Here is a 20,624-nt window from a genome sequence, read left to right as displayed (position 1 = left end):
TCGTAGTTCTTCAAAAAGGGGATTGTTTTAAATGGTGGAGAATGAGGGGAAGTTTTACTTAATTAGAGGTGATTTTCTTCCAGAGTCAATGCGTAAAACATTAGAAGCAAAAGAATTAATTGAACGTGGAAAGGTAGAATCTGTTTTTGAAGCAGTGAAGCAGGTGGGTATTTCAAGAAGTGCATTCTATAAGTATCGAGATGCTGTTTATCCTTTTCAGGCAATGCTTGAGGAACGAATTATAACATTATCTTTTCATTTAGAAGATCGTGCAGGAACGTTGTCCAATCTTTTAACTACTGTTTCTGGAGTGGGTGGGAATATATTAACGATCCATCAAACCATTCCAATTCAAGGAAAGGCTAATGTAACTATCTCACTTAATACGGAAAGCCTAGAGATAGGTATTGAGGATTTATTGGAGCAATTACAACAACTCGAATTTATTGATAAAGTAGAAATCTTAGGGTCGGGTGCATAGGGAACTGGGGGAAATGATTGTGTCAACAAAGATTGGTTATTTAGGTCCTAAAGGGACGTTTACTAAGACTGCTGTAGATGCGCTATTTAATACGGATGAAAAAGTGAGCTATCTAACGATTCCGGAGTGCATTGATGCGGTAAAGTATGGTCATGTTACGTATGGTGTCCTACCATTAGAAAATGCACTTGAGGGAACAGTTAACGTAACTTTAGACTATCTTATTCAATACAAATCTCTCAAGATTGTTAGTGAAATTGTTGTTCCAATTAAGCAACACCTAATGGTCCATCCAGATCATCAGGAAGATTGGAAATCTATAACTACTATCTATTCACATCCACATGCACTTGCACAATGTCATCGATTTCTTCACAATGGTATGAAACATGTAAATGCAGAAACGTATACTTCAACTGGAGCGGCTGCAAAATTTGTTAGCGAGAACCCTGACTTAAAAATTGGGGCTATAGCCAATGAACTTGCAGCCAAAGAGTATGGTCTGAAAATTGTTCAAGCAAACATTCATGATTTTGAAAATAATCATACGCGATTTGTTGTGTTACATAAAAATGATAAGGAATGGCATTCAGAAAATCTTACATTAAAAGGGTATAAGACAACTTTAATGATTTCTTTACCAACAGACCATCCTGGAGCACTTCATCAAGTATTGTCGGCATTTGCTTGGCGAAAAATTAATTTGTCTAAGATAGAGTCCCGGCCAATGAAGACAGGTTTGGGAAACTATTACTTTTTAGTAGATGTAGAAAAAAAGATGGACGACATTCTTATCCCGAATACAATTGCTGAGATGGAAGCCTTAGGTTGTTCAGCTGAAGTATTAGGAAGCTATCCATATTTCTTATATGATGATACATTAAAATAATAAATAAAAAACAACGAGGCTGGGACAAAACTCAGATAAACAATAAAAAGTTGCATCTTCCAACGGTAGTTGGAAGATGCAACTTTTTTATAAAATCGAAAATTTTAGTAAGTAAAAAAGGATACCTTCTGATAAAATTAAAGTACCACACAATAACAATCGGAGGTATCCTTATGTTTAAAGATTATAACATGAATCAAGTAATTTTGCCGTTAGATTTTGAAATAAAATTACAAAAAAATGATATTGCCTATACGATCCATGACTTAGTAGAACAAATACCTGATAAAGCATTTTCTGTTTTCTCTGGAAGAAAAATTGAATCATTACTGAAAGATAGTGTACGTATGATGTGGTTAGCGCAAGGTTATGAGCCAAGCTATCGAACGATTAATCGTTTTCGAGTCAATCAAGAAGTACAAGAACTGTTACGCCAATGTTTTGTACAATTTCGATGCCAACTGGTGAAAGAAGAGCTGATTGACCAGGAAGCGATCTTTATTGATGGCACCAAAATAGAAGCAAATGCCAACAAATTTACGTTTGTTTGGCGAAAAGCGATTGAAAAATACAGTGCGAATTTGGTGGAGAAATCAAATCAACTGTACGATGAATTATTGGCAAACGAAATTATTCCAGAAATAGAACGCGAAAGTACGGAAGAACTATCCACTAAAGAACTCGAAAAAGTAGTTGAGAAACTAGAGAAGACCGTTGAAGGATACGACAAACAGATCGAAGAAAGTAAAGATGTCAGCAAACGGAAGCAGCTTCGCTCTGCAAGGAAAACACCAAAAAAATACCGCAAACAGTTTAAAGATTACGTAGCACGCAAACAAAAATACGAAAAGGATAGGCTTATATTTGAAGCGCGCAATAGTTATTCAAAGACAGACCATGATGCCACCTTTATGCGCATGAAAGACGATTATATGAAGAATGGCCAATTAAAAGCAGGTTACAATGTACAAATTGCGACCGAAGGACAATATACACTCGCATATGACGTATTTCCCAATCCAACTGATGTACGCACATTCACTCCTTTTCTAGATAAAATCGAGGAAAGCTTCTTTGAACTTCCCACATATATCGTAGCTGATGCAGGGTATGGAAGTGAACAGAATTATGAAGATGTCCGCATTAATCGGGAGCGCATCCCGCTGATTACATACAATATGTATCGAAAAGAGAAGACAAAGAAATATAAGCAAGACCCTTTTAACACAATGAACTGGGCGTATGATGAAGCGAGTGATTCTTTCCGTTGTCCAAATGATAAAAAAGTGGCTTTCCAGTATCTATCTAATCGAACAGGTAAAGATAACTTCACCCGATCCTTTAAAGTCTATGAATGTGAAGACTGTTCGGATTGTCCGTTGCGTTCCCACTGTACAAAAGCAAAGGAAGGAAATAATCGAAAAATTTATTATAATGAAAAATGGGAACAACAAAAAGCATACACAAAACAGCAGCTTTCAGAAAAAGAAACCGGTAAAATTTATGGCAAACGAAAAATAGATGTAGAACCAGTCTTCGGATTTTTGAAGGCTAATTTGCGTTTCACTCGTATGTCAGTAAGAGGCAAGAAGAAAGTGGAAAATGAATTAGGATTTGCATTCATGGCGGTGAACTTGAGAAAGTACACGGCTAAGCATGCGCATGGTGCAACAAATCCTGAAAATAATCCAACAAAAAAAGATTCCGACCATCTTCCTAAGATGATCGGAATCTTTTTCGTTATTTTGGCTAGTTATGTCCCAGCCTCGTTGTTTTTATGAGAAGTGCAGAAATGTTAGCTTTCGATAACGATTCCTAAAGTTTTTAACTTTTGATAGGCGGCATCTAATTTTTCTTCTTGATCTGCCTCAATTGTATGCAAATGAACCCCGTTAGTTAGATTCAATAAATAAGGTGCATTTGTTGCTTTTATTTTATCTAAAAATTGTGCAACTTCACTTCTATTACTTACCATAATAGAGGCTTTCAAGTCACCGTATACTGGGTGTTCGATAATAACATTGCTTACTGTTGCACCTTGGTCTACGATACATTCTAGTTCTTCTTGTGTTTGTTCTGGTCCATGTTCACAAGCTATAATCCGTTTAAAAACTTTGTTTTGAGGCTCTCCAACTAAATAAATATATCCTTGGCTAGTAGCCATAATCGGTTCATTCTTTGCTTTTAATAAAGAAATATCTTGGACAATAACTTGTCGACTTACTCCTGCTTTTTCCGCTAACTCACTTCCTGTTAGTGCCTCTATACTTTCTTTTAACCAGTTTAATATAGCTACTCTTCGTTCAGATCCAATCATTTTTTTTGCTTGATCCATTGTAAAATTCCCTTCTATACACTACCCCATTGCTTTACTATATTTTCGCATACATTTATCGCTTTTTCTAGATCATTTTGTTTAGTAGTACTACCGAAGGAGAATCGAACAAAGTGCTTTGATTCTTGAGTAGGTATACCAATTGCGCGCATCATTCGTGAAGGCTCCTGGCTTCCAACACTACAAGCACTTCCGGTTGAGATAGCAATACCAGCTTGGTTAAAGGCTAACATAGCATAGTCCCCAGGTATTGTGTCAAAAAGAATTCCAACGATATGTGGCAGTTGTCTTGGACTGGTGAAAGACTGTAACGGGAAACCCCTTTTATTTAACTCACTGACAAAATCATCACGAAGATTTTTAATACGATGTACCTCTTGTTGAATAGTTGATACTGTTTCATTTGCTGCTGTAACAAATGCTGCAATGGCGGGGATATCCATTGTTCCTGTATGCAGGACAGATCTATGGTCTGAGAGAGATGGATTTACATACAAGGCTCCTACTCCTTTTGGTCCGTGTACTTTATGACTAGAAACAGCATAACTATCCACTTCAAGATCTTTTATATGAACAGTTATTTTTCCAAATGCTTGGACACCATCACTATGAAACAGTATATGTTGTGTTTTTAACCATGCCCCAATCTCTTCAATAGGCTGGATGCTGCCAATTTCAGCATTTACATGTTGAACGATGACGAGAACAGTATCCTTCCTAATAAGAGTTTTTAATGTCTTTAGTTCAACTTCACCATTTTGATTAGTTGGCAAATAGGTTATCTGATAATCGTCATACTTCTGTAAATCTTTTAAATAGTTAATGATGGACGTATGCTCAAATGCAGTTGTAATAATATGCTTCCCTTGTTTTTCAGTGGAACGTAGTAATAATTTTATTGCAAGTTGGTTTGCATCAGTTCCTCCGCGCGTAAAGTATATACCACTAGAAGGTGCTTGTAGAATAGTTGCCATTTTACTTTGACTAAATTGTAAGACATCTGCAGCGGATGATCCGATATCATGTAAACTATTTGAATTCCCATAACATTGGACGGCAACTTGTTGATAAACCTCTAATGCATGCATGCTTATTGGCGTTGTAGCAGCGTTATCTAAATCAATCATCAGGCGTTATTCCTCTCGAACATAATTGTTGTTCTTATTCATTGTAAAATAAGTATTGTCATCTGTAAATAAATATGTAAAGATAGGTGTAAAGACAGATATGATTTTTAGTGAAAGGGGTGCACATATAATCGAAAAAGATCGCGTACTAATAATTGGAAGTGGGATAGCGGCTTGCACTGCAGCACTTCAATTAGCAAAAGAAAAACGCGTATTGCTTCTTACAAAAGGAAGTCTTACAGATAACAATACAATTCGTGCACAAGGGGGAATTGCTGCTGTAGTTGATCGGGAAGATAGTTGGCAGTTACATGTACAAGATACAATCAAAGCTGGATATAGCTTAAATAATGAAGAAGCAGTTGAACTTTTAGTGAGAAAAGGATCAAGCTATATACAAAAACTTGCTGATGAAGGTTTTCCTTTTGATTATGATGCAAATAAATCGCTGTCACTTGGTAAAGAGGGTGCGCATAGTCATCGACGTATTTTACATGCAGGTGGAGACGCAACAGGAAAAGCACTGATTACCTTTTTGCATCAACGTATTACAACTGCTATTGAAATAATTACAAATCTGACGGTTATTGAATTAATCATAGAAGGCAGGACATGTATTGGTGTCCAGGTTATCGATGAGGAAGGTACTGTATCAGCTATATATGCTGAAGATGTTGTGCTAGCTACGGGAGGGTGTGGAGGCCTATTTGATGTAACTTCTAATCATCCGAGTATGTTAGGAGAAGGTCTAGGGTTAGCATATCAAGCAGGTGCTGTATTGACAGATCTTGAATTTGTACAATTTCACCCTACATTATTGTGGAAAGATGATCAGAGCTTTGGATTAATTTCAGAAGCAGTAAGAGGTGAGGGAGCAAGGTTAGTTACAGCAAATGGAGATTTTATAATGGAAGATGTACATCCACTTCTTGATTTGGCTCCACGTGACATTGTAGCCCGCACAATTCAAACAATACGAAACAGTGGCAAGGCTGTCTTTCTAGATATTTCACAGATAAAAGATTTTCGTACTCGATTTCCGTCGATTACATATTTATGTGAAAAAGCGAACGTAGATATCGGAAGAGGTTTACTACCTGTTGCACCAGGTATGCATTTTTCGATGGGTGGCATTAAAACCGATCAACAAGGAAGAACCTCTATAGACCGCTTATATGCGGTTGGTGAAGTAGCTTGTACTGGTGTTCATGGTGCGAATCGCTTAGCAAGTAACTCATTATTAGAAGGTCTTGTTTATGGTCATCAAGTAGCAAGACATATTTCGAGATTACCAAATAGGACGCAACATCATAGGAAAGACAAAAAAAATATTGATGTAAAGCAACTTCGAGAGATAATTTTACCTAAGCTAGCAGATATAAAACAATTAATGACGAGATATGCGGGTATTCATCGTGACTATCAAGGATTAAATTTAGCAAAAGATTGGTTGGAGAGTTTTATTATTTACAAATCGATTGCAGATGTACCACCACATCAAAAAGCGCTCTTTAATCAAGTAACAGCAAGTTGGCTATTAGTCTCTTCTGCTTTGACTCGGAATGAAAGTCGTGGAGCGCATTACCGGATGGACTTTCCAAAAAGCAGAAAGTGTTGGAATGATAAACATATTCAACGATATAAGGAGAAAGATTTGCATCAAGCAATAACTGGAGGAGAATGATGAACGAATTAAAAGCGAAAGAAAGGTTAAAAGAATTTTTATTAGAAGATATAGGAGAGCGTGACCTGACAAGTCGACTTCTGTTTTCAGGAGATGAAAAAGCACAAGCATGGATAATAGCTAAAGATGCAGGTGTTTTAGCTGGAGTAGATTTAATTAAAATGGCCTATCAACTAATTGATGATGATGTAAAAGTTATCCAACATAAGCATGATGGTGATTGGTTTAAAAAAGGTGATCGTATTGCAGAGGTAACAGGAAAAATGAGCACGATATTGACAGGAGAACGGGTCGTATTAAATTTATTACAACGAATGAGCGGTATAGCCACACTCACTAATCAAGCTATTAAACAATTAGATAGTACACATACCAAAATAATAGATACAAGAAAAACAACACCAGGATTAAGAATGTTTGAGAAATACGCTGTGACTTGTGGTGGTGGATATAATCATCGTTTTGGATTATATGATGGTGTAATGATTAAAGATAATCACATTGCTTTATATGGATCGATTGAAAATGCAGTTAAACAAGTGAAAAGTAAACTTGGACACATGGTGAAAATTGAAGTAGAGACCGAATCAATTACACAAGTAAAAGAAGCGGTGAGAGTTGAAGCAGATATCATTATGTTTGATAATCAATCACCAGAAGAAATTATAGAAGGATTGAAAATTGTTCCAGACAATATCGTAACAGAAGCCTCAGGAAATATTACGCTTGATACAATTGCGCGTTTCCGCGATACGGGGATTGATTATATTTCTTTAGGTTTTATCACACATTCAGCACGAGCAGTTGACATTAGCATGGATATTCAATCAAAGGGGGAATAAAGCATGCAAGTACTTGACTTTTTAAAAGAATCATATCAGCTTCCTGAAAAATATAAAAGGCTAACAAATGAAGAGATGGTTAAGGAAGTAAAGCGTATCAAAGACCAAATGGGAGATCGGCTATTTATACCTGGACATCATTATCAGAAAGACGAAGTAATTCAATTTGCAGATGTAACTGGTGATTCACTACAACTTGCACAGCTTGCTCAAGCAAATACAAAAGCAGAATATATTGTTTTTTGTGGTGTGCATTTTATGGCTGAGACAGCGGATATGTTAACGAATCATCACCAAAAAGTAATTCTACCTGATATGCGTGCAGGTTGTTCAATGGCAGATATGGCTAATATTGATCAAACAGAGAACTGTTGGGCATCTTTGCAACAGACGTTTGGCAATACAATTGTACCGTTAACATATGTGAATTCCACCGCTGCTATAAAAGCATTTGTCGGTAAAAATAGTGGTGCGACAGTTACCTCATCAAATGCTACAAAAATGGTGGAGTGGGCCTTTAATCAAAAAGAACGAATATTATTTTTACCTGACCAACATTTAGGTCGAAATACTGCTTTTGATTTAGGAGTACCATTAGATGCGATGGCTATTTGGAATCCGATTAGTAATCAACTTGAATATGGTGGTGATTTCACACAGATTAGAGTGATTTTATGGAAGGGACATTGTTCTGTTCATGAAAACTTTACTCTTACAAATGTCAAAAATAGTAGAGAAACCGATGCTGAACGAAAAATACTTGTCCACCCGGAATGTAGTTGGGAAGTTGTACAAGCGGCTGATTATGCTGGATCGACAAAATACATTATCGACAAGATAACAAATTCCTTGCCACAGAGTAAATGGGCAATTGGAACAGAAATGAACTTAGTAAAGCGATTAATAAAGGATAATCCAGATAAGGATATTACCTCATTAAATCCTTTTATGTGCCCTTGTTTAACAATGAATCGAATTGATTTACCACATCTGTTATGGGCGCTTGAATCCGTGGAAAAAGGTGAGTTTACTAATCAAATTATTGTAGATTATGAAACAACACGAGCAGCAAAAAGTGCTTTAGCACAAATGCTTAGTCATGCCTGATAGGCATGTAAAACGAGGCTGGGACATAACTAGCCAAAAATAACGAAAAAAGGTTCCAATCATCATAGAAAGATGGTCGGAACCTTTTTTTGTTAGATTATATTCAGGCGTTGTTGTACCATTCGCATGTTTAGCGGTGTACTTCCTCAAGTTCACCGCCATGAACGCGAATCCTAATTCATTTTCTACTTTCTTTTTGCCTCTTACCGACATGCGAGTAAAACGCAAATTAGCCTTCAAAAATCCGAAGACTGGTTCCACATCTATTTTTCGTTTACCATAGATTTTACCGGTTTCTTTTTCTGAAAGTTGTTGTTTTGTGTATGCTTTTTGTTGTTCCCATTTTTCGTTGTAATATATCTTTCGATTATTTCCTTCCTTTGCTTTTGTACATTGTGAGCGTAATGGACAATCCGAACAATCTTCACATTCATAGACTCTAAACTCTCGAGTGAAGTTGTCTTTACCTATCCGGTTGGAAAGATACTGGAACATTACTTTTTTGTCATTTGGACAGAGGAAGGAATCAGTCGCTTCATCATACTCCGAGTTCTTTGTGTTAAAAGGATCTTGCTTATATTTCTTTGTCTTCTCTTTTCGATACATATTGTATGTAATTAGTGGAATGCGCTCCCGATTAATTAGGACATCATCGTAATTTTGTTCACTTCCATAACCTGCATCAGCGACGATATATTTAGGAAGCTCAAAGAAGCTTTCCTCGATTTTATCTAGAAAAGGAGTGAATGTGCGTACATCAGTTGGATTGGGAAATACGTCATATGCGAGTGTATATTGTCCTTCGGTCGCAATTTGTACATTGTAACCTGCTTTTAATTGGCCATTATTCATATAATCGTCTTTCATGCGCATAAAGGTGGCATCATGGTCTGTCTTTGAATAACTATTGCGCGCTTCAAATATAAGCCCTCCTTTTCGTATTTTTGTTTGCGTGCTACGTAATCTTTAAACTGTTTGCGGTATTTTTTTGGTGTTTTCCTTGCAGAGCGAAGCTGCTTCCGTTTGCTGGCATCTTTACTTTCTTCGATCTGTTTGTCGTATCCTTCAACGGTCTTCTCTAGTTTCTCAACTACTTTTTCGAGTTCTTTAGTGGATAGTTCTTCCGTACTTTCGCGTTCTATTTCTGGAATAATTTCGTTTGCCAATAATTCATCGTACAGTTGATTTGATTTCTCCACCAAATTCGCACTGTATTTTTCAATCGCTTTTCGCCAAACAAACGTAAATTTATTGGCATTTGCTTCTATTTTGGTGCCATCAATAAAGATCGCTTCTTCATCAATCAGTTCTTCTTTCACCAGCTGGCATCGAAATTGTACAAAACATTGGCGTAACAGTTCTTGTACTTCTTCATTGACTCGAAAACGATTAATCGTTCGATAGCTTGGCTCATAACCTTGCGCTAACCACATCATACGTACACTATCTTTCAGTAATGATTCAATTTTTCTTCCAGAGAAAACAGATTGCGTGTAAGCACATAAAATAACCTTCATCATCATGCGTGGATGATAAGCAGGACAACCTGTTTCATGTAAGAAAACAGAAAATGCTTTATCAGGTATTTGTTCTACTAAGTCATGGATCGTATAGGCAATATCATTTTTTTGTAATTTCATTTCAAAATCTAACGGCAAAATTACTTGATTCATGTTATAATCTTTAAACATAAGGATACTTCCGATAGTTATTGTTTCGTCACTTTAATTTTATCAGAAGGTATCCTTTTTTACTTACTAAAATTTTCGATTTTATAAAAAGTTGCACCCTCCAACCATAAATTTGGAAAGGTGCAACTTTTTATTGTTTATCTGGGTTTTGTCCCAGCCTCGTTTTTTTAATTTTATTTTAATTTATTATCAACTTTCTAGGTGAATCGCATATGTTGATAATGAATTATAATGTGATATGCCTAATTCACTAAGTGCTAAAATATAGGAAGGAGTTTTCACTGTTGAAAATTCATATTGTACAAAAAGGTGATACGTTATGGAATCTTGCACAGAAATATGGGGTTAACTTTGAAGAAGTGAAGCAATTGAATGCACAACTAGCAGATCCAAATCAGATTATGCCAGGTATGAAAATTAAAATACCTACTTCAACAAAACAAGTTCAAAAACAACCGGTAAATGACAAAACGATGCATCCATACAAAGATGTGTCAAAGAAAGCCCAACCAGTTATGTACGAAGATGATACAAAAAAAACAACGCCAGTAAAAAAACAGATGCCAGTAAAGGCTGAGCCAATGCCTGTGCCACAACCAATTCAGTTACCAAATTTACCTGATTTTTATTCAACTAATTATAATATTGATGTAGATATTGAGGATAACGATACGGAAATTAATCAACATAACTTCCAATATACGGAACACCAAACGCAGCCACAACCACAACCAATTCAGCAACCAATTCAACAGCAAATGCCACAACCAATGCAACCATCTCATCATATGATGCAGCAGCCATGTATGCCGTGTATGCCACCGATGCAGCAGATGCCGATGCAATACCCACAACAACAGATGCCAAGTTTTGCTCCTGTTCCAATGGATCCGTGTCACCAATTTCAATCACCACAAAGTTTAATACATGGTCAGCCACCTGTTTATCAAGGATATGACATGGGTGATGAAATGGAATCATCCAGCATAGAAATGCCACCTATGCCAAACCAGTATATGAATCAACAAACCATGCCATTAATGCAACAAAATGGCGGCCAGTGGAATACGAACCCAGGCATTTATTCAGGTGAGCAACAAGGTAATGCTCCGATGCCTCAGTATAATATGACGCCTAATGGATATAACCAAACGCCACCTCCGAATGGAATGCAACAAGGTATGCCCCAAGGGACACAACCGGGTATGCAAATGCCACAAGGATTGCAACCAGGTATGCAGATGCCAACAGGTGTTGAAAATGCAATGGATCAACCATTTTATCCAACACAACAAGGCGCACCAGGAATGATGCAACCACAAATGGACTATAATATGCCATTTCAACCGATGCCACAGATGGGTTCACCTTATCCTTATCGGATGACTGAAGATGATGAGGGAATTGAATAGTAGTAAACGAGACGATTCAGCAAAGAGTCGTCTCGCTTCTTTTTTACTAGAAGAGGGTGATTTAAAAATAATTTCTATAAAGATCATTAAGTATCCAATATTTAAAATAAAGACAGAAACGAATCAACTATATATTATAAAAGGATACAAACAATTTTCTATCATCGATAAACAATGGGATTTTTTTTCGAAAGTGAGTCAATCCTTTATTACTAAGTTTATTGCATTTCCGAATAAAAGACTTTTTTTAGAAGGATTTGGGTATTACTGGGCGATGCAACCTTATCTGCATGCTAAAAAACTAGATTATCATGAAGAAATAGATCGACAAGCGGCACTAGAGACATTATCCGATTTTCATGAAGTTACCAGAGGGATACGTATGGATACTGAACTTAAGTCTACTAAAATAATCGGGAAATGGTTCAGACGATTAGAAAAGTGGCGTCAAACTAAACAGGCATTAATTAATACTGGAAATGCTTCATTGTATAGTGAAGTAGAAAAAGTAATGTTAGAACGGATCGATCTGTATCATTTAGAAAATATACCGAAACTTGAATCGAATGATGCATCGCTTTTAACTTGGAATCATGGTGATGTTGCTTCTCACAATTTTTTGAGAGATAATAGAAATAGAATATACATGATAGATTTTGATTTGTTGGCGTCCGCTCCACCATTATATGATTATATCCAGTTATGCCAGCGTTTCTTACCGTATATAGATCACAGTCTTGATCAATTATACACATACATACACACCTACTCGCTAAAAGAATGGCGTTTGTTGTTAATTGGTGTAACTGTTCCAACTGATTTAATACGTGAATGGTGGTATTATATGACAAGACCTCATACTGAAGCAGAGATAAAGGCATATATAGAGCAGTTTTCAATGAGTTGGCAGGAGCGGAAAAAGTTTGTCGACCAAGTAGATACCATGCTAAAATAATAGTAATGATAGTGGAAGGGGATAATCAAAGATGCAAGAAACAGCAGAAAAACTCGTTAAATGGTTACAAGATCAAATCAAAGAAACTGGCGTAAAAGGTTTAATAGTCGGTGTGAGTGGGGGAATTGATTCAGCAGTTGTTGCAAACCTGATTAAGCGTGCTGCTCCTGAGGCTTCTTTAGGTGTTATGATGCCATGTAAAAGTAATCCTGAAGACCTGGTACATGCAAATAAAGTAGTAGAAGCTGCTGGAATAGACAATGTAACAATTGATTTAACTAACACACATGATACTATGCTAACTGAAATTAATAGCCAATTGACACAGGCTGGTACATTAAATCCTGATCAAAAGCAATTGGCAGATGCTAATCTACGTGCGCGTTTACGTATGAGTACATTGTATGCATTAGCAGCAAATCATCAGTACTTAGTTGTCGGTACAGACAATGCTGCCGAATGGTATACTGGTTACTTCACTAAATTCGGAGACGGTGGTGTCGATTTAGTACCACTAGTGCATCAAACGAAAGGTGAAGTAAGAGAATTAGCTAAAGTCTTAGGTGTACCAGATGAAATTATCAATAAACAGCCAAGTGCAGGTCTATGGGAAGGTCAAACAGACGAGAACGAGATGGGCACAAGTTATGCAACTATTGATAGTTATCTCAAAGGTAATGAAGTTCCTGAAAAGGATAAAGAAATTATTGATCGAATGCACCGTACAACAGCGCATAAACGTGAAATGGCTAAAGCACCAGAAGTATTTTAATTGATAAGGCTTGAATTTTTACTTTAAAAAAGACTCTTTGTAATTGAAACATACAAAGAGTCTTTTACCTGTTTTAAAGGAAAATCTAGATATGTTATAGTAATATAAAGTACTTAATATCAACGGTATATTTAGGAAAGGATGTTATATAATTGGCAGGTCATTCGAAGTGGAAGAATATTGAACGCCGTAAAAACGCTCAAGATGCAAAAAAAGGCAAAATATTTATGAAGGCTGCAAAAGAAATTTTTATCGCAGCAAAGCAAGGTGGAGGAGACCCTGAAATGAATCCTTCCCTGCGGTTAGCAATAGATAAAGCAAAGGCAACCAATATGCCAAATGATAATATTGATCGGGCAATTAAAAAAGCTACTGGTGGGTTAGATGGCGCAAATTACGAGGAAGTTATCTATGAAGGATATGGCCCTGGTGGTGTAGCGGTAATGGTCGAATTGTTAACAGATAATAAAAATAGAGCAGCTGCTGATGTTCGCCATGCATTTACAAAAAATAATGGTAATTTAGGTGAAAATGGGTGTGTTTCTTTTTTATTTGAACGAAAAGGATACATAGTGATTGAAAAATCGGCAACAAATGCTGATGAAGATTCGATGCTTCTTACTGCTATAGAAGCTGGGGCAGAAGAAATGGAAACAAATGAAGAAGTATATGAAATCTTTACAGAGGTAGAAGATTTTCAAGAAGTTAAAGCTAATTTAATGGAAGAGGAGTACGAGTTGGAAACAGCAGAAGTAACAATGTTCCCTCAAACGTATACAGAATTAAGTAAGAAAGATTCGGAGTCAATGGAACAGTTACTAAGTGTATTAGAAGATTTAGAGGATGTTCAAGAGATTCATCATAACGGTTTAGTAGAATAAAGATGGTAAAATATAATAAAGTCTGACATATTTCTGATTATTTTAAAAATAATAGGCAGTAAGCCATTTCTAAATCAAGCAAATTAGAATATAATGATAAAAAACATAATGAGGTGTCTTCAATGAGTGAAATAAATGATAGTGAAGCTTTACAAGATCAATTTACTACAGACAGACAAGATGCACTCAAACATTTAGATCATTTTATTAATGATGAAAAGGATTACTATGTAATCTATCAAAAAGCAAGTCAAAGTGCAAAAAGAGAATTGAAATTTAATCAAGTTAAAAAATTGCATGACAATAAGTATGCTATTGCGATGCATAATGAAGATTTTAATGATGCTATCCGTTACTATAACGGAGAAGAAATTATTTTAGAAGAAAATGAGATATTTGAAGTGCGAATTATTGATCCTGATGAATATGATTTTGTAGTGTATACCGACTAAACCTTTAGTCGGTATTTTTGTTTTGTTTTTTATACTTTCACGAAAGTATAAAAATTTAACTATTGGTCAAAGATAACAATGATAGGACAAACTATCGTTGCATAAGTTTAATTGACCGAGGTGAAAACAAATGCATAGAAAAAAAATTTATATAAGCGTGTTAATTAGTGTAATAGCAGTCGTGGTTTTAATTGTTAGTGTTAACAAAGAACAAAGCGATGTTAATGATGTAATAGAAAGAGAAGTTACACCAACAACAAGCCAACCTGAAGTTAATGAACAACTAGTATTAGAAGTGACATTACAGAAACAATATCTTGATGGTAAAATAGAGGAAGAAACGCATGAAGAGTCTATTGGTGCAATGGAAGACTTTTGGGCATCGTATGAAGATTGGCAACTAGTAGAACAATCATCAGGTGAAATGACTTTTAGAAAGCAAGTGGATGATATTTCTCCATACTTAAAGGCAAATGGTTATTTTGGTTTACAAGAAGGAATGCTATCTATTTTTGAGGGTGAACCTGTACATCAGCAAGTAATTCAATCTTTTTATCAAATCGATACAAGCACATTAGAGAGTTTTCAAATAGAAGAATTAGAAACAGGAATTAAGATTGAAGACATAGAAACCTATCATCAAGTTTTAGAAGTTTATCGTGATCTCTCTCCAACAAAACAAGTCCAAGGTTAAACAAGTGAAGCGGATCGATGCTTCGCTTGTTTTCTTTTAGTTTATTTTTACTTTCTCAACTTTCGTAATGTAAATCAGGCACTTAAGTCTTGGTATAACAAGAAAGTCTCACAATTCAAAATAGAAGTTAGCTGAAGACTTGCCCGCGGAAAGCGACTGCCTGTAGCGCAAATCAACATGGTAGTTACTACAGAGTCTATGGTTCTTCGAAAATCAACAATTTTTTGAAATTGTGTCAAGCTATTATAATAGACATACTCTAAACTCATAAAATCCAACGTTTAATGTAATATGCTCAAATGTCTGAAAGTGATGTTATACGAACGTACGATTGTGTGATAAACTAGAGTAAAGATTTTTTGGAGAATGTTAGGGAGAGATGATGATGATTGCGTACATAAATGGTAAACTAGATACAGTGACTGAAACGACTGCTATTGTCGAAGCAAATGGAGTAGGTTATGAAATTATTTGTGCAAATCCTTTTAAATTTCAAGATCAGTTAGGTGAGCAGGTACGTATTTTTACATACCACTACATAAGAGAAGACGCTCAAACTTTATATGGATTTTCAAAGGTGGACGAAAAATCATTATTTGCACGAATATTGAATGTTTCAGGAATTGGACCAAAAGGTGCTTTATCAATTGTCGCCACTGCTGGTGTACAAGATTTTGTTGTGGCAATTGAGGAAGAAGATGAAAAATTCTTAACGAGTTTTCCTGGAGTAGGAAAAAAGACGGCTCGTCAAATGATTTTAGATCTTAAAGGGAAGTTAACAATAGAATTTGATGTATCTGCTAATGTAGCGGATGCTAAAACTGTAAAAGTTACAACAGATCAAATAAAGGCATTAGATGAAACAGTAGAAGTATTAAAATCACTAGGATACTCTGATCGAGAAATTAAACAAATTTCCCCTAAGTTAAAAGAAGAGGCTTCTAAAAATACGGATGAATTAGTGCGAAAAGGTTTAGCACTACTTATGCAAAATTAGAGGGGTGAGGAAATGGAAGAACGTATGATTTCAAGTGAAATACATGAGGAAGATACATCCATCGAATTAAGCCTACGTCCCTCCACCTTGGCGCAGTATATTGGACAACATAAAGCGAAGGAAAATTTAGCGATTTTTATTGAAGCAGCCCGCTTGCGGAATGAACCTTTAGATCATGTTTTATTATATGGCCCACCTGGTTTAGGAAAAACGACAATGGCTTCTATTATTGCAAATGAAATGGGTGTACAATTTCGAACAACTTCTGGGCCAGCAATTGAGCGTGCCGGAGATCTAGCAGCAATATTGTCTTCATTGGAAACAGGAGATGTTCTGTTTATTGATGAGATTCATCGATTGCCACGTGCTGTGGAAGAGATACTATATCCCGCGATGGAAGACTTTTGTTTAGATATCGTGATAGGTACAGGTTCTACTGCTCGTTCAGTGCGCTTAGAATTACCACCATTTACATTAGTAGGTGCAACGACACGAGCTGGGCTATTAACAGCACCATTGCGTGACCGTTTTGGTGTATTAAGTCGCTTAGAATTTTATGAAACGGATGATTTATGTGAAATTGTAGAACGTACTGCCTCTATTTTCGAAGTGACAATTGAAAAACAGTCAGCAGTAGAGATTGCAAGAAGATCGCGTGGAACACCACGTATTGCTAATCGGTTGTTAAAACGTGTGCGAGATATATCTCAAGTGCGAGGAGAATCTGCAATTAGTTTAGCTATTACCAAAGAAGCATTAGAGATGTTACAGGTCGATCAATCTGGATTAGATCACATTGATCATAAACTGCTACTCGCTATAATTGATTCTTTTCAAGGTGGACCGGTTGGCATAGATACATTAGCCGCAACAGTTGGCGAGGAATCACAAACAATTGAAGATGTTTATGAACCATTTTTACTGCAAATGGGCTTTATTCAACGTACACCAAGAGGACGTCTTGCTACACCAAAAGCCTATCAGCATGTTAATCGAGAGGTGCCAAAACCTTGACCGATTTCGGAAAAATGCTTATTGTTATTGGTATTGTATTGATTATAGTTGGTGTATTGTCTGGGATTATTGGTAAAATACCTGGGGATATTAGCTTTAAGAGAGGGAACTTTTCTTTTCACTTTCCGATTATGACATCTATTATAATAAGTGTGATTTTATCGGTTATTTTATTTATTATTAGTAAGTTTCGTTAAGGAGTGCAACATGGAGATAAAAGATTTTGATTTCAATTTACCAGAAGAGTTAATAGCACAAACGCCATTAAAAGATCGAACATCATCTCGATTATTGATAATGGATAGAAAAGATCGAAAAATAGAACATAAAAAGTTTGTAGATGTACTAGATTATTTAAATACTGGCGATTGTTTAGTATTAAATGATACCAAAGTACTGCCAGCAAGATTATTTGGAAGTAAAATTGATACTGGTGCAAAAATAGAAGTGCTATTGCTTCATCAACAAGAGGAAGAAGATGTTTGGGAAGTACTAGTTAAACCAGGAAAAAAGGTCAAAATAGGAACTGAAATAAGTTTTGGAGATGGCAAGTTAACCTGTGTTTGTCTAGATTTAAAAGAACATGGTGGTCGAATTGTGAAGTTTAACTATCAAGGAATTTTCTTAGAAGTGTTAAATCAACTAGGAGAAATGCCACTTCCTCCATACATTAAAGAGCAATTACCTGATCAAGATCGTTATCAAACGGTATATGCACGTGAGCAAGGATCTGCAGCAGCACCAACAGCAGGCTTACACTTTACTGAGGAGCTGTTAGAGAGTTTTAAAGAAAAAGGTGTTGCAGTTACTTTCTTAACGTTGCATGTTGGATTAGGTACATTTCGTCCGGTAAGTGTTGATACAGTTGAAGAACATGATATGCATGCTGAGTTTTATCATATGTCACAAGAAACAGCTGATACGATTAACAACACGAAAAAAAATGGTGGTAAAGTTATAGCAGTAGGAACAACTTCTACAAGGACGTTAGAGACGATCGCACGTGATTATGATGGGAAGCTAGTTGCAGCTAATGGTTGGACGGATATCTTCATTTATCCTCCTTATAAATTTCGTGTAATTGATGGATTAATCACCAATTTTCATTTGCCGAAATCAACACTTGTTATGTTAGTTAGTGCTTTAGCGGATAGAGATTTTGTATTAGAAGCATACAACGAAGCAGTACGTGAAAAATATCGCTTTTTTAGTTTTGGCGATGCAATGTTAATTCTATAAATTTTACAACTAGAAAGGAAAAATACAAAACATGGCAGCAATCACATATGAATTAATTAAAACATGTAAGCAAACGGGGGCTAGATTAGGTAAGGTTCATACACCTCATGGTTCTTTTGATACACCAATGTTTATGCCGGTGGGCACACTCGCAACAGTTAAGACAATGAGTCCTGAAGAATTAGAAGAGATAGGTTCCAAAATAATACTATCAAACACCTATCATTTATGGCTTCGACCTGGTGAAGATATTGTTAAAGAAGCTGGAGGCTTGCATAAATTTATGAATTGGGATGGAGCAATTTTAACCGATTCAGGTGGATTTCAAGTGTTTAGTTTAAGTGATTTACGTGATATAGAAGAAAAAGGTGTTCATTTCCGTAACCATATTAGTGGGGAAAAGTTATTTTTGTCACCAGAAAAAGCAATGGATATTCAAAATTCTTTAGGTGCGGATATTATGATGGCTTTTGATGAATGTCCACCATATCCAGCAGAACACAAATATATGAAGGATTCAGTAGAACGAACGAGCAGATGGGCTGAACGATGTTTAGAAGCACATAATCGTCCTGGAGATCAAGGTTTATTTGGAATTATTCAAGGAGGCGAATATGAGGACCTTCGTCGTTTAAGTGCTAAAGACTTAACGTCACTTGACTTTCCAGGTTACGCTATTGGTGGACTTTCCGTTGGTGAGCCTAAAGATGTGATGAATCGTGTTTTAGATTTCACGACTCCGATGCTTCCAAGTGAAAAGCCACGTTATTTAATGGGTGTAGGATCGCCTGATTCTTTAATTGATGGTGCAATTCGGGGAATTGATATGTTTGACTGCGTTTTGCCAACACGCATAGCACGAAATGGTACGTGCATGACTTCGGAAGGTCGTGTTGTTATTCGAAATGCAAAATATGCACGTGATTTCTCGCCAATTGACCCAAATTGTAAATGTAATACTTGCAGAAACTACTCTCGGGCGTATATTCGTCACTTAGTAAAAGCAAATGAAACTTTCGGTTTTAGACTTACTACTTATCATAACCTGTATTTTCTGTTAAACTTAATGGAGCAAGTCCGCGAAGCGATAAAAGAAGATCGTCTTGGTGATTTCAAAGAGAAATTCTTTGAAGATTATGGTTATAATAAACCAAATGCTAAAAACTTTTAAGAAGGAGGGGAATAGATTGGATATACTTGCAACAGTTTTTCCGTTTATTTTAATGTTTGTGATTTTTTATTTTCTTTTAATTCGTCCACAACAAAAACGTCAAAAGAAAGTAAGACAAATGCAAAGCGATCTACAAAAGGGAGACAAAATTATCACGATTGGTGGTATGCATGGAACTGTGTATGCGATCGATGAAGATACAGTTATTATTGAAGTAGATGGAACGAAGCTTACATATGATCGTTCGTCTGTTAGAGATGTAGTCTCTCAGACAGAAGCTTAATTAATAAAACGTTACAGGCTAAAAAATAGAGAGGACAGCACTCAAGTGCTGCCCTCTTTATTTTGTTTCGAAAACACCCCTTACGTCGTAGTGTATAGATGTTTCGTGTTAAACTAAATCTTTTAAATAAGTAGTCTCTTTTAGATACTATCAAGCAATTCCAAACCTAGTGAACGATCAAAAAGTATAGTTATTAGGCTTTACGATACGTATTAACCCCAAAAATAGCTCCAACTAGACCCGTTACTAAAAACCCAGTATGATATAAAATCTGTGATAAAGAAAAAACAGTTTGAAGTCCTAAGTATTGATATAAGAAAATAAATAAAGAAAATCCAAGACTAGTAAGAATCCCAATTAGCCATCCTTTTTCTCCGGCTTTTAGTCCAGCAACCCAACCCCCTGCAAATAATGCAAGAAAACTAATAATTGTTGTTGTTCCACTAAGTGTAGAAGCTCCTAAAGAAGTAAAGCGTAGTAATAAAGATAAAATAAGACTTGCTAATAATAGAATAGCTAATATGACAATCCAGCCATGTAACAGTGCCTTAAACCTCGTATTTACCATAGTTGTTCCTCCTTCGCTTGTCCTAAATTA

General features: G+C 36.1%; 21 protein-coding genes and 1 pseudogene. 18 read left to right on the top strand and 4 right to left on the bottom strand.

Going from position 1 to position 20,624, the window contains the following annotated elements; translation table 11 throughout:
* Nucleotides 1–31: 31 nt before the first annotated feature.
* The 3 genes from DM447_RS12210 (at nt 32) to DM447_RS12200 (ending at nt 3,151) form a co-directional block, all read left to right on the top strand.
* Nucleotides 32–481: an ACT domain-containing protein gene (locus tag DM447_RS12210; protein WP_112181478.1), complete on the top strand. Its 450-nt coding sequence runs from the start codon at nt 32–34 to the stop codon at nt 479–481.
* Between the two features lie 13 nt (nt 482–494).
* The gene (gene pheA, locus DM447_RS12205) at nt 495–1,370 is read left to right on the top strand and encodes a prephenate dehydratase (RefSeq protein ID WP_112181477.1); all 876 of its coding nucleotides are present in this window, start codon (nt 495–497) and stop codon (nt 1,368–1,370) included.
* 173 nt (nt 1,371–1,543) lie between these two features.
* Nucleotides 1,544–3,151, top strand: a complete 1,608-nt coding sequence (locus DM447_RS12200) for an IS1182 family transposase (RefSeq protein WP_112181476.1) — start codon at nt 1,544–1,546, stop codon at nt 3,149–3,151.
* 14 nt (nt 3,152–3,165) lie between these two features.
* Here DM447_RS12200 and DM447_RS12195 read toward each other — a convergent pair whose 3' ends face one another.
* Nucleotides 3,166–3,705, bottom strand: a complete 540-nt coding sequence (locus DM447_RS12195; protein WP_112181475.1) for a transcription repressor NadR — start codon at nt 3,703–3,705, stop codon at nt 3,166–3,168.
* Nucleotides 3,706–3,719: 14 nt separating this feature from the next.
* Nucleotides 3,720–4,832, bottom strand: a complete 1,113-nt coding sequence (locus DM447_RS12190) for an IscS subfamily cysteine desulfurase (RefSeq protein ID WP_112181474.1) — start codon at nt 4,830–4,832, stop codon at nt 3,720–3,722.
* A gap of 100 nt (nt 4,833–4,932) precedes the next feature.
* Here DM447_RS12190 and nadB point away from each other — a divergent pair, with 100 nt between their 5' ends.
* The 3 genes from nadB to nadA are packed head-to-tail and all read left to right on the top strand — an operon-like array spanning nt 4,933 to nt 8,465.
* Nucleotides 4,933–6,516 carry an L-aspartate oxidase gene (gene nadB / locus DM447_RS12185; protein WP_112181473.1) on the top strand — a complete coding sequence of 528 codons (1,584 nt, stop codon included), beginning with the start codon at nt 4,933–4,935 and terminating at the stop codon, nt 6,514–6,516.
* Nucleotides 6,516–7,358 (top strand): carboxylating nicotinate-nucleotide diphosphorylase, encoded by an 843-nt coding sequence (gene nadC / locus DM447_RS12180; RefSeq protein ID WP_112181472.1) that lies wholly within the window; start codon nt 6,516–6,518, stop codon nt 7,356–7,358. Before nadB ends, nadC begins: the two co-directional genes overlap by 1 nt.
* Before the next feature lie 3 nt (nt 7,359–7,361).
* A complete protein-coding gene (gene nadA / locus DM447_RS12175; protein WP_112181471.1) occupies nt 7,362–8,465 on the top strand; it encodes a quinolinate synthase NadA in 1,104 nt (367 codons plus the stop codon).
* Here nadA and DM447_RS12170 read toward each other — a convergent pair.
* Nucleotides 8,439–10,156: pseudogene (locus DM447_RS12170) on the bottom strand (IS1182 family transposase). The gene nadA and the pseudogene DM447_RS12170 sit on opposite strands and share 27 nt — an antisense overlap.
* 284 nt (nt 10,157–10,440) lie before the next feature.
* Between DM447_RS12170 and safA the strand changes: the two are divergent.
* From safA to yajC, 12 genes are all read left to right on the top strand, one after another.
* Nucleotides 10,441–11,568 (top strand): SafA/ExsA family spore coat assembly protein, encoded by a 1,128-nt coding sequence (gene safA, locus DM447_RS18695; protein ID WP_112181470.1) that lies wholly within the window; start codon nt 10,441–10,443, stop codon nt 11,566–11,568.
* A complete protein-coding gene (locus DM447_RS12160; RefSeq protein ID WP_112181469.1) occupies nt 11,549–12,523 on the top strand; it encodes an aminoglycoside phosphotransferase family protein in 975 nt (324 codons plus the stop codon). Before safA ends, DM447_RS12160 begins: the two co-directional genes overlap by 20 nt.
* 31 nt (nt 12,524–12,554) lie before the next feature.
* Nucleotides 12,555–13,295: an NAD(+) synthase gene (gene nadE, locus DM447_RS12155; protein WP_112181468.1), complete on the top strand. Its 741-nt coding sequence runs from the start codon at nt 12,555–12,557 to the stop codon at nt 13,293–13,295.
* 152 nt (nt 13,296–13,447) lie between these two features.
* Nucleotides 13,448–14,176 (top strand): YebC/PmpR family DNA-binding transcriptional regulator, encoded by a 729-nt coding sequence (locus DM447_RS12150; protein WP_112181467.1) that lies wholly within the window; start codon nt 13,448–13,450, stop codon nt 14,174–14,176.
* A 122-nt stretch (nt 14,177–14,298) separates the two neighbouring features.
* Complete coding sequence (locus tag DM447_RS12145; RefSeq protein WP_112181466.1) at nt 14,299–14,628, top strand: hypothetical protein; 330 nt, start codon at nt 14,299–14,301, stop codon at nt 14,626–14,628.
* A gap of 130 nt (nt 14,629–14,758) precedes the next feature.
* On the top strand, nt 14,759–15,322 hold the full coding sequence (locus DM447_RS12140) for a BofC C-terminal domain-containing protein (protein ID WP_112181465.1): 564 nt from the start codon (nt 14,759–14,761) through the stop codon (nt 15,320–15,322).
* A 385-nt stretch (nt 15,323–15,707) separates the two neighbouring features.
* A complete protein-coding gene (gene ruvA, locus DM447_RS12135; RefSeq protein ID WP_112181464.1) occupies nt 15,708–16,319 on the top strand; it encodes a Holliday junction branch migration protein RuvA in 612 nt (203 codons plus the stop codon).
* A 12-nt stretch (nt 16,320–16,331) separates the two neighbouring features.
* Entirely contained in the window at nt 16,332–17,333 is a 1,002-nt protein-coding gene (gene ruvB, locus DM447_RS12130) for a Holliday junction branch migration DNA helicase RuvB (RefSeq protein WP_112181463.1), read from the top strand.
* Complete coding sequence (locus DM447_RS12125; protein WP_112181462.1) at nt 17,330–17,530, top strand: DUF2905 domain-containing protein; 201 nt, start codon at nt 17,330–17,332, stop codon at nt 17,528–17,530. Before ruvB ends, DM447_RS12125 begins: the two co-directional genes overlap by 4 nt.
* A 10-nt stretch (nt 17,531–17,540) precedes the next feature.
* The gene (gene queA / locus DM447_RS12120; protein WP_112181461.1) at nt 17,541–18,572 is read left to right on the top strand and encodes a tRNA preQ1(34) S-adenosylmethionine ribosyltransferase-isomerase QueA; all 1,032 of its coding nucleotides are present in this window, start codon (nt 17,541–17,543) and stop codon (nt 18,570–18,572) included.
* A 31-nt stretch (nt 18,573–18,603) separates the two neighbouring features.
* Nucleotides 18,604–19,743: a tRNA guanosine(34) transglycosylase Tgt gene (gene tgt / locus DM447_RS12115; RefSeq protein WP_112181460.1), complete on the top strand. Its 1,140-nt coding sequence runs from the start codon at nt 18,604–18,606 to the stop codon at nt 19,741–19,743.
* 16 nt (nt 19,744–19,759) lie between these two features.
* Nucleotides 19,760–20,026, top strand: a complete 267-nt coding sequence (yajC, locus tag DM447_RS12110) for a preprotein translocase subunit YajC (RefSeq protein WP_112181459.1) — start codon at nt 19,760–19,762, stop codon at nt 20,024–20,026.
* A gap of 193 nt (nt 20,027–20,219) precedes the next feature.
* On the opposite strand, the gene DM447_RS12105 is transcribed toward yajC, so the two are convergent.
* Nucleotides 20,220–20,594: a TIGR04086 family membrane protein gene (locus DM447_RS12105; protein WP_112181458.1), complete on the bottom strand. Its 375-nt coding sequence runs from the start codon at nt 20,592–20,594 to the stop codon at nt 20,220–20,222.
* Nucleotides 20,595–20,624: the final 30 nt, after the last annotated feature.

Source organism: Paraliobacillus zengyii (assembly GCF_003268595.1).
Lineage (GTDB): Bacteria > Bacillota > Bacilli > Bacillales > Amphibacillaceae > Paraliobacillus_A > Paraliobacillus_A zengyii.
This window is presented reverse-complemented; position numbering and strand designations above follow the sequence as displayed.

Bases quoted from the DNA above. Each gene is read 5' to 3' on its own strand.
- pheA (WP_112181477.1), top strand. From the start codon at position 495: ATGATTGTGTCAACAAAGATTGGTTATTTAGGTCCTAAAGGGACGTTT.
- queA (WP_112181461.1), top strand. From the start codon at position 17,541: ATGGAGATAAAAGATTTTGATTTCAATTTACCAGAAGAGTTAATAGCA.
- DM447_RS12200 (WP_112181476.1), top strand. From the start codon at position 1,544: ATGTTTAAAGATTATAACATGAATCAAGTAATTTTGCCGTTAGATTTT.
- DM447_RS12210 (WP_112181478.1), top strand. From the start codon at position 32: ATGGTGGAGAATGAGGGGAAGTTTTACTTAATTAGAGGTGATTTTCTT.
- DM447_RS12140 (WP_112181465.1), top strand. From the start codon at position 14,759: ATGCATAGAAAAAAAATTTATATAAGCGTGTTAATTAGTGTAATAGCA.
- DM447_RS12105 (WP_112181458.1), bottom strand. From the start codon at position 20,594: ATGGTAAATACGAGGTTTAAGGCACTGTTACATGGCTGGATTGTCATA.
- DM447_RS12160 (WP_112181469.1), top strand. From the start codon at position 11,549: ATGATGAGGGAATTGAATAGTAGTAAACGAGACGATTCAGCAAAGAGT.
- DM447_RS12190 (WP_112181474.1), bottom strand. From the start codon at position 4,832: ATGATTGATTTAGATAACGCTGCTACAACGCCAATAAGCATGCATGCA.
- DM447_RS12145 (WP_112181466.1), top strand. From the start codon at position 14,299: ATGAGTGAAATAAATGATAGTGAAGCTTTACAAGATCAATTTACTACA.
- DM447_RS12195 (WP_112181475.1), bottom strand. From the start codon at position 3,705: ATGGATCAAGCAAAAAAAATGATTGGATCTGAACGAAGAGTAGCTATA.
- tgt (WP_112181460.1), top strand. From the start codon at position 18,604: ATGGCAGCAATCACATATGAATTAATTAAAACATGTAAGCAAACGGGG.
- nadA (WP_112181471.1), top strand. From the start codon at position 7,362: ATGCAAGTACTTGACTTTTTAAAAGAATCATATCAGCTTCCTGAAAAA.
- nadB (WP_112181473.1), top strand. From the start codon at position 4,933: ATGATTTTTAGTGAAAGGGGTGCACATATAATCGAAAAAGATCGCGTA.
- ruvA (WP_112181464.1), top strand. From the start codon at position 15,708: ATGATTGCGTACATAAATGGTAAACTAGATACAGTGACTGAAACGACT.
- nadE (WP_112181468.1), top strand. From the start codon at position 12,555: ATGCAAGAAACAGCAGAAAAACTCGTTAAATGGTTACAAGATCAAATC.
- ruvB (WP_112181463.1), top strand. From the start codon at position 16,332: ATGGAAGAACGTATGATTTCAAGTGAAATACATGAGGAAGATACATCC.
- nadC (WP_112181472.1), top strand. From the start codon at position 6,516: ATGAACGAATTAAAAGCGAAAGAAAGGTTAAAAGAATTTTTATTAGAA.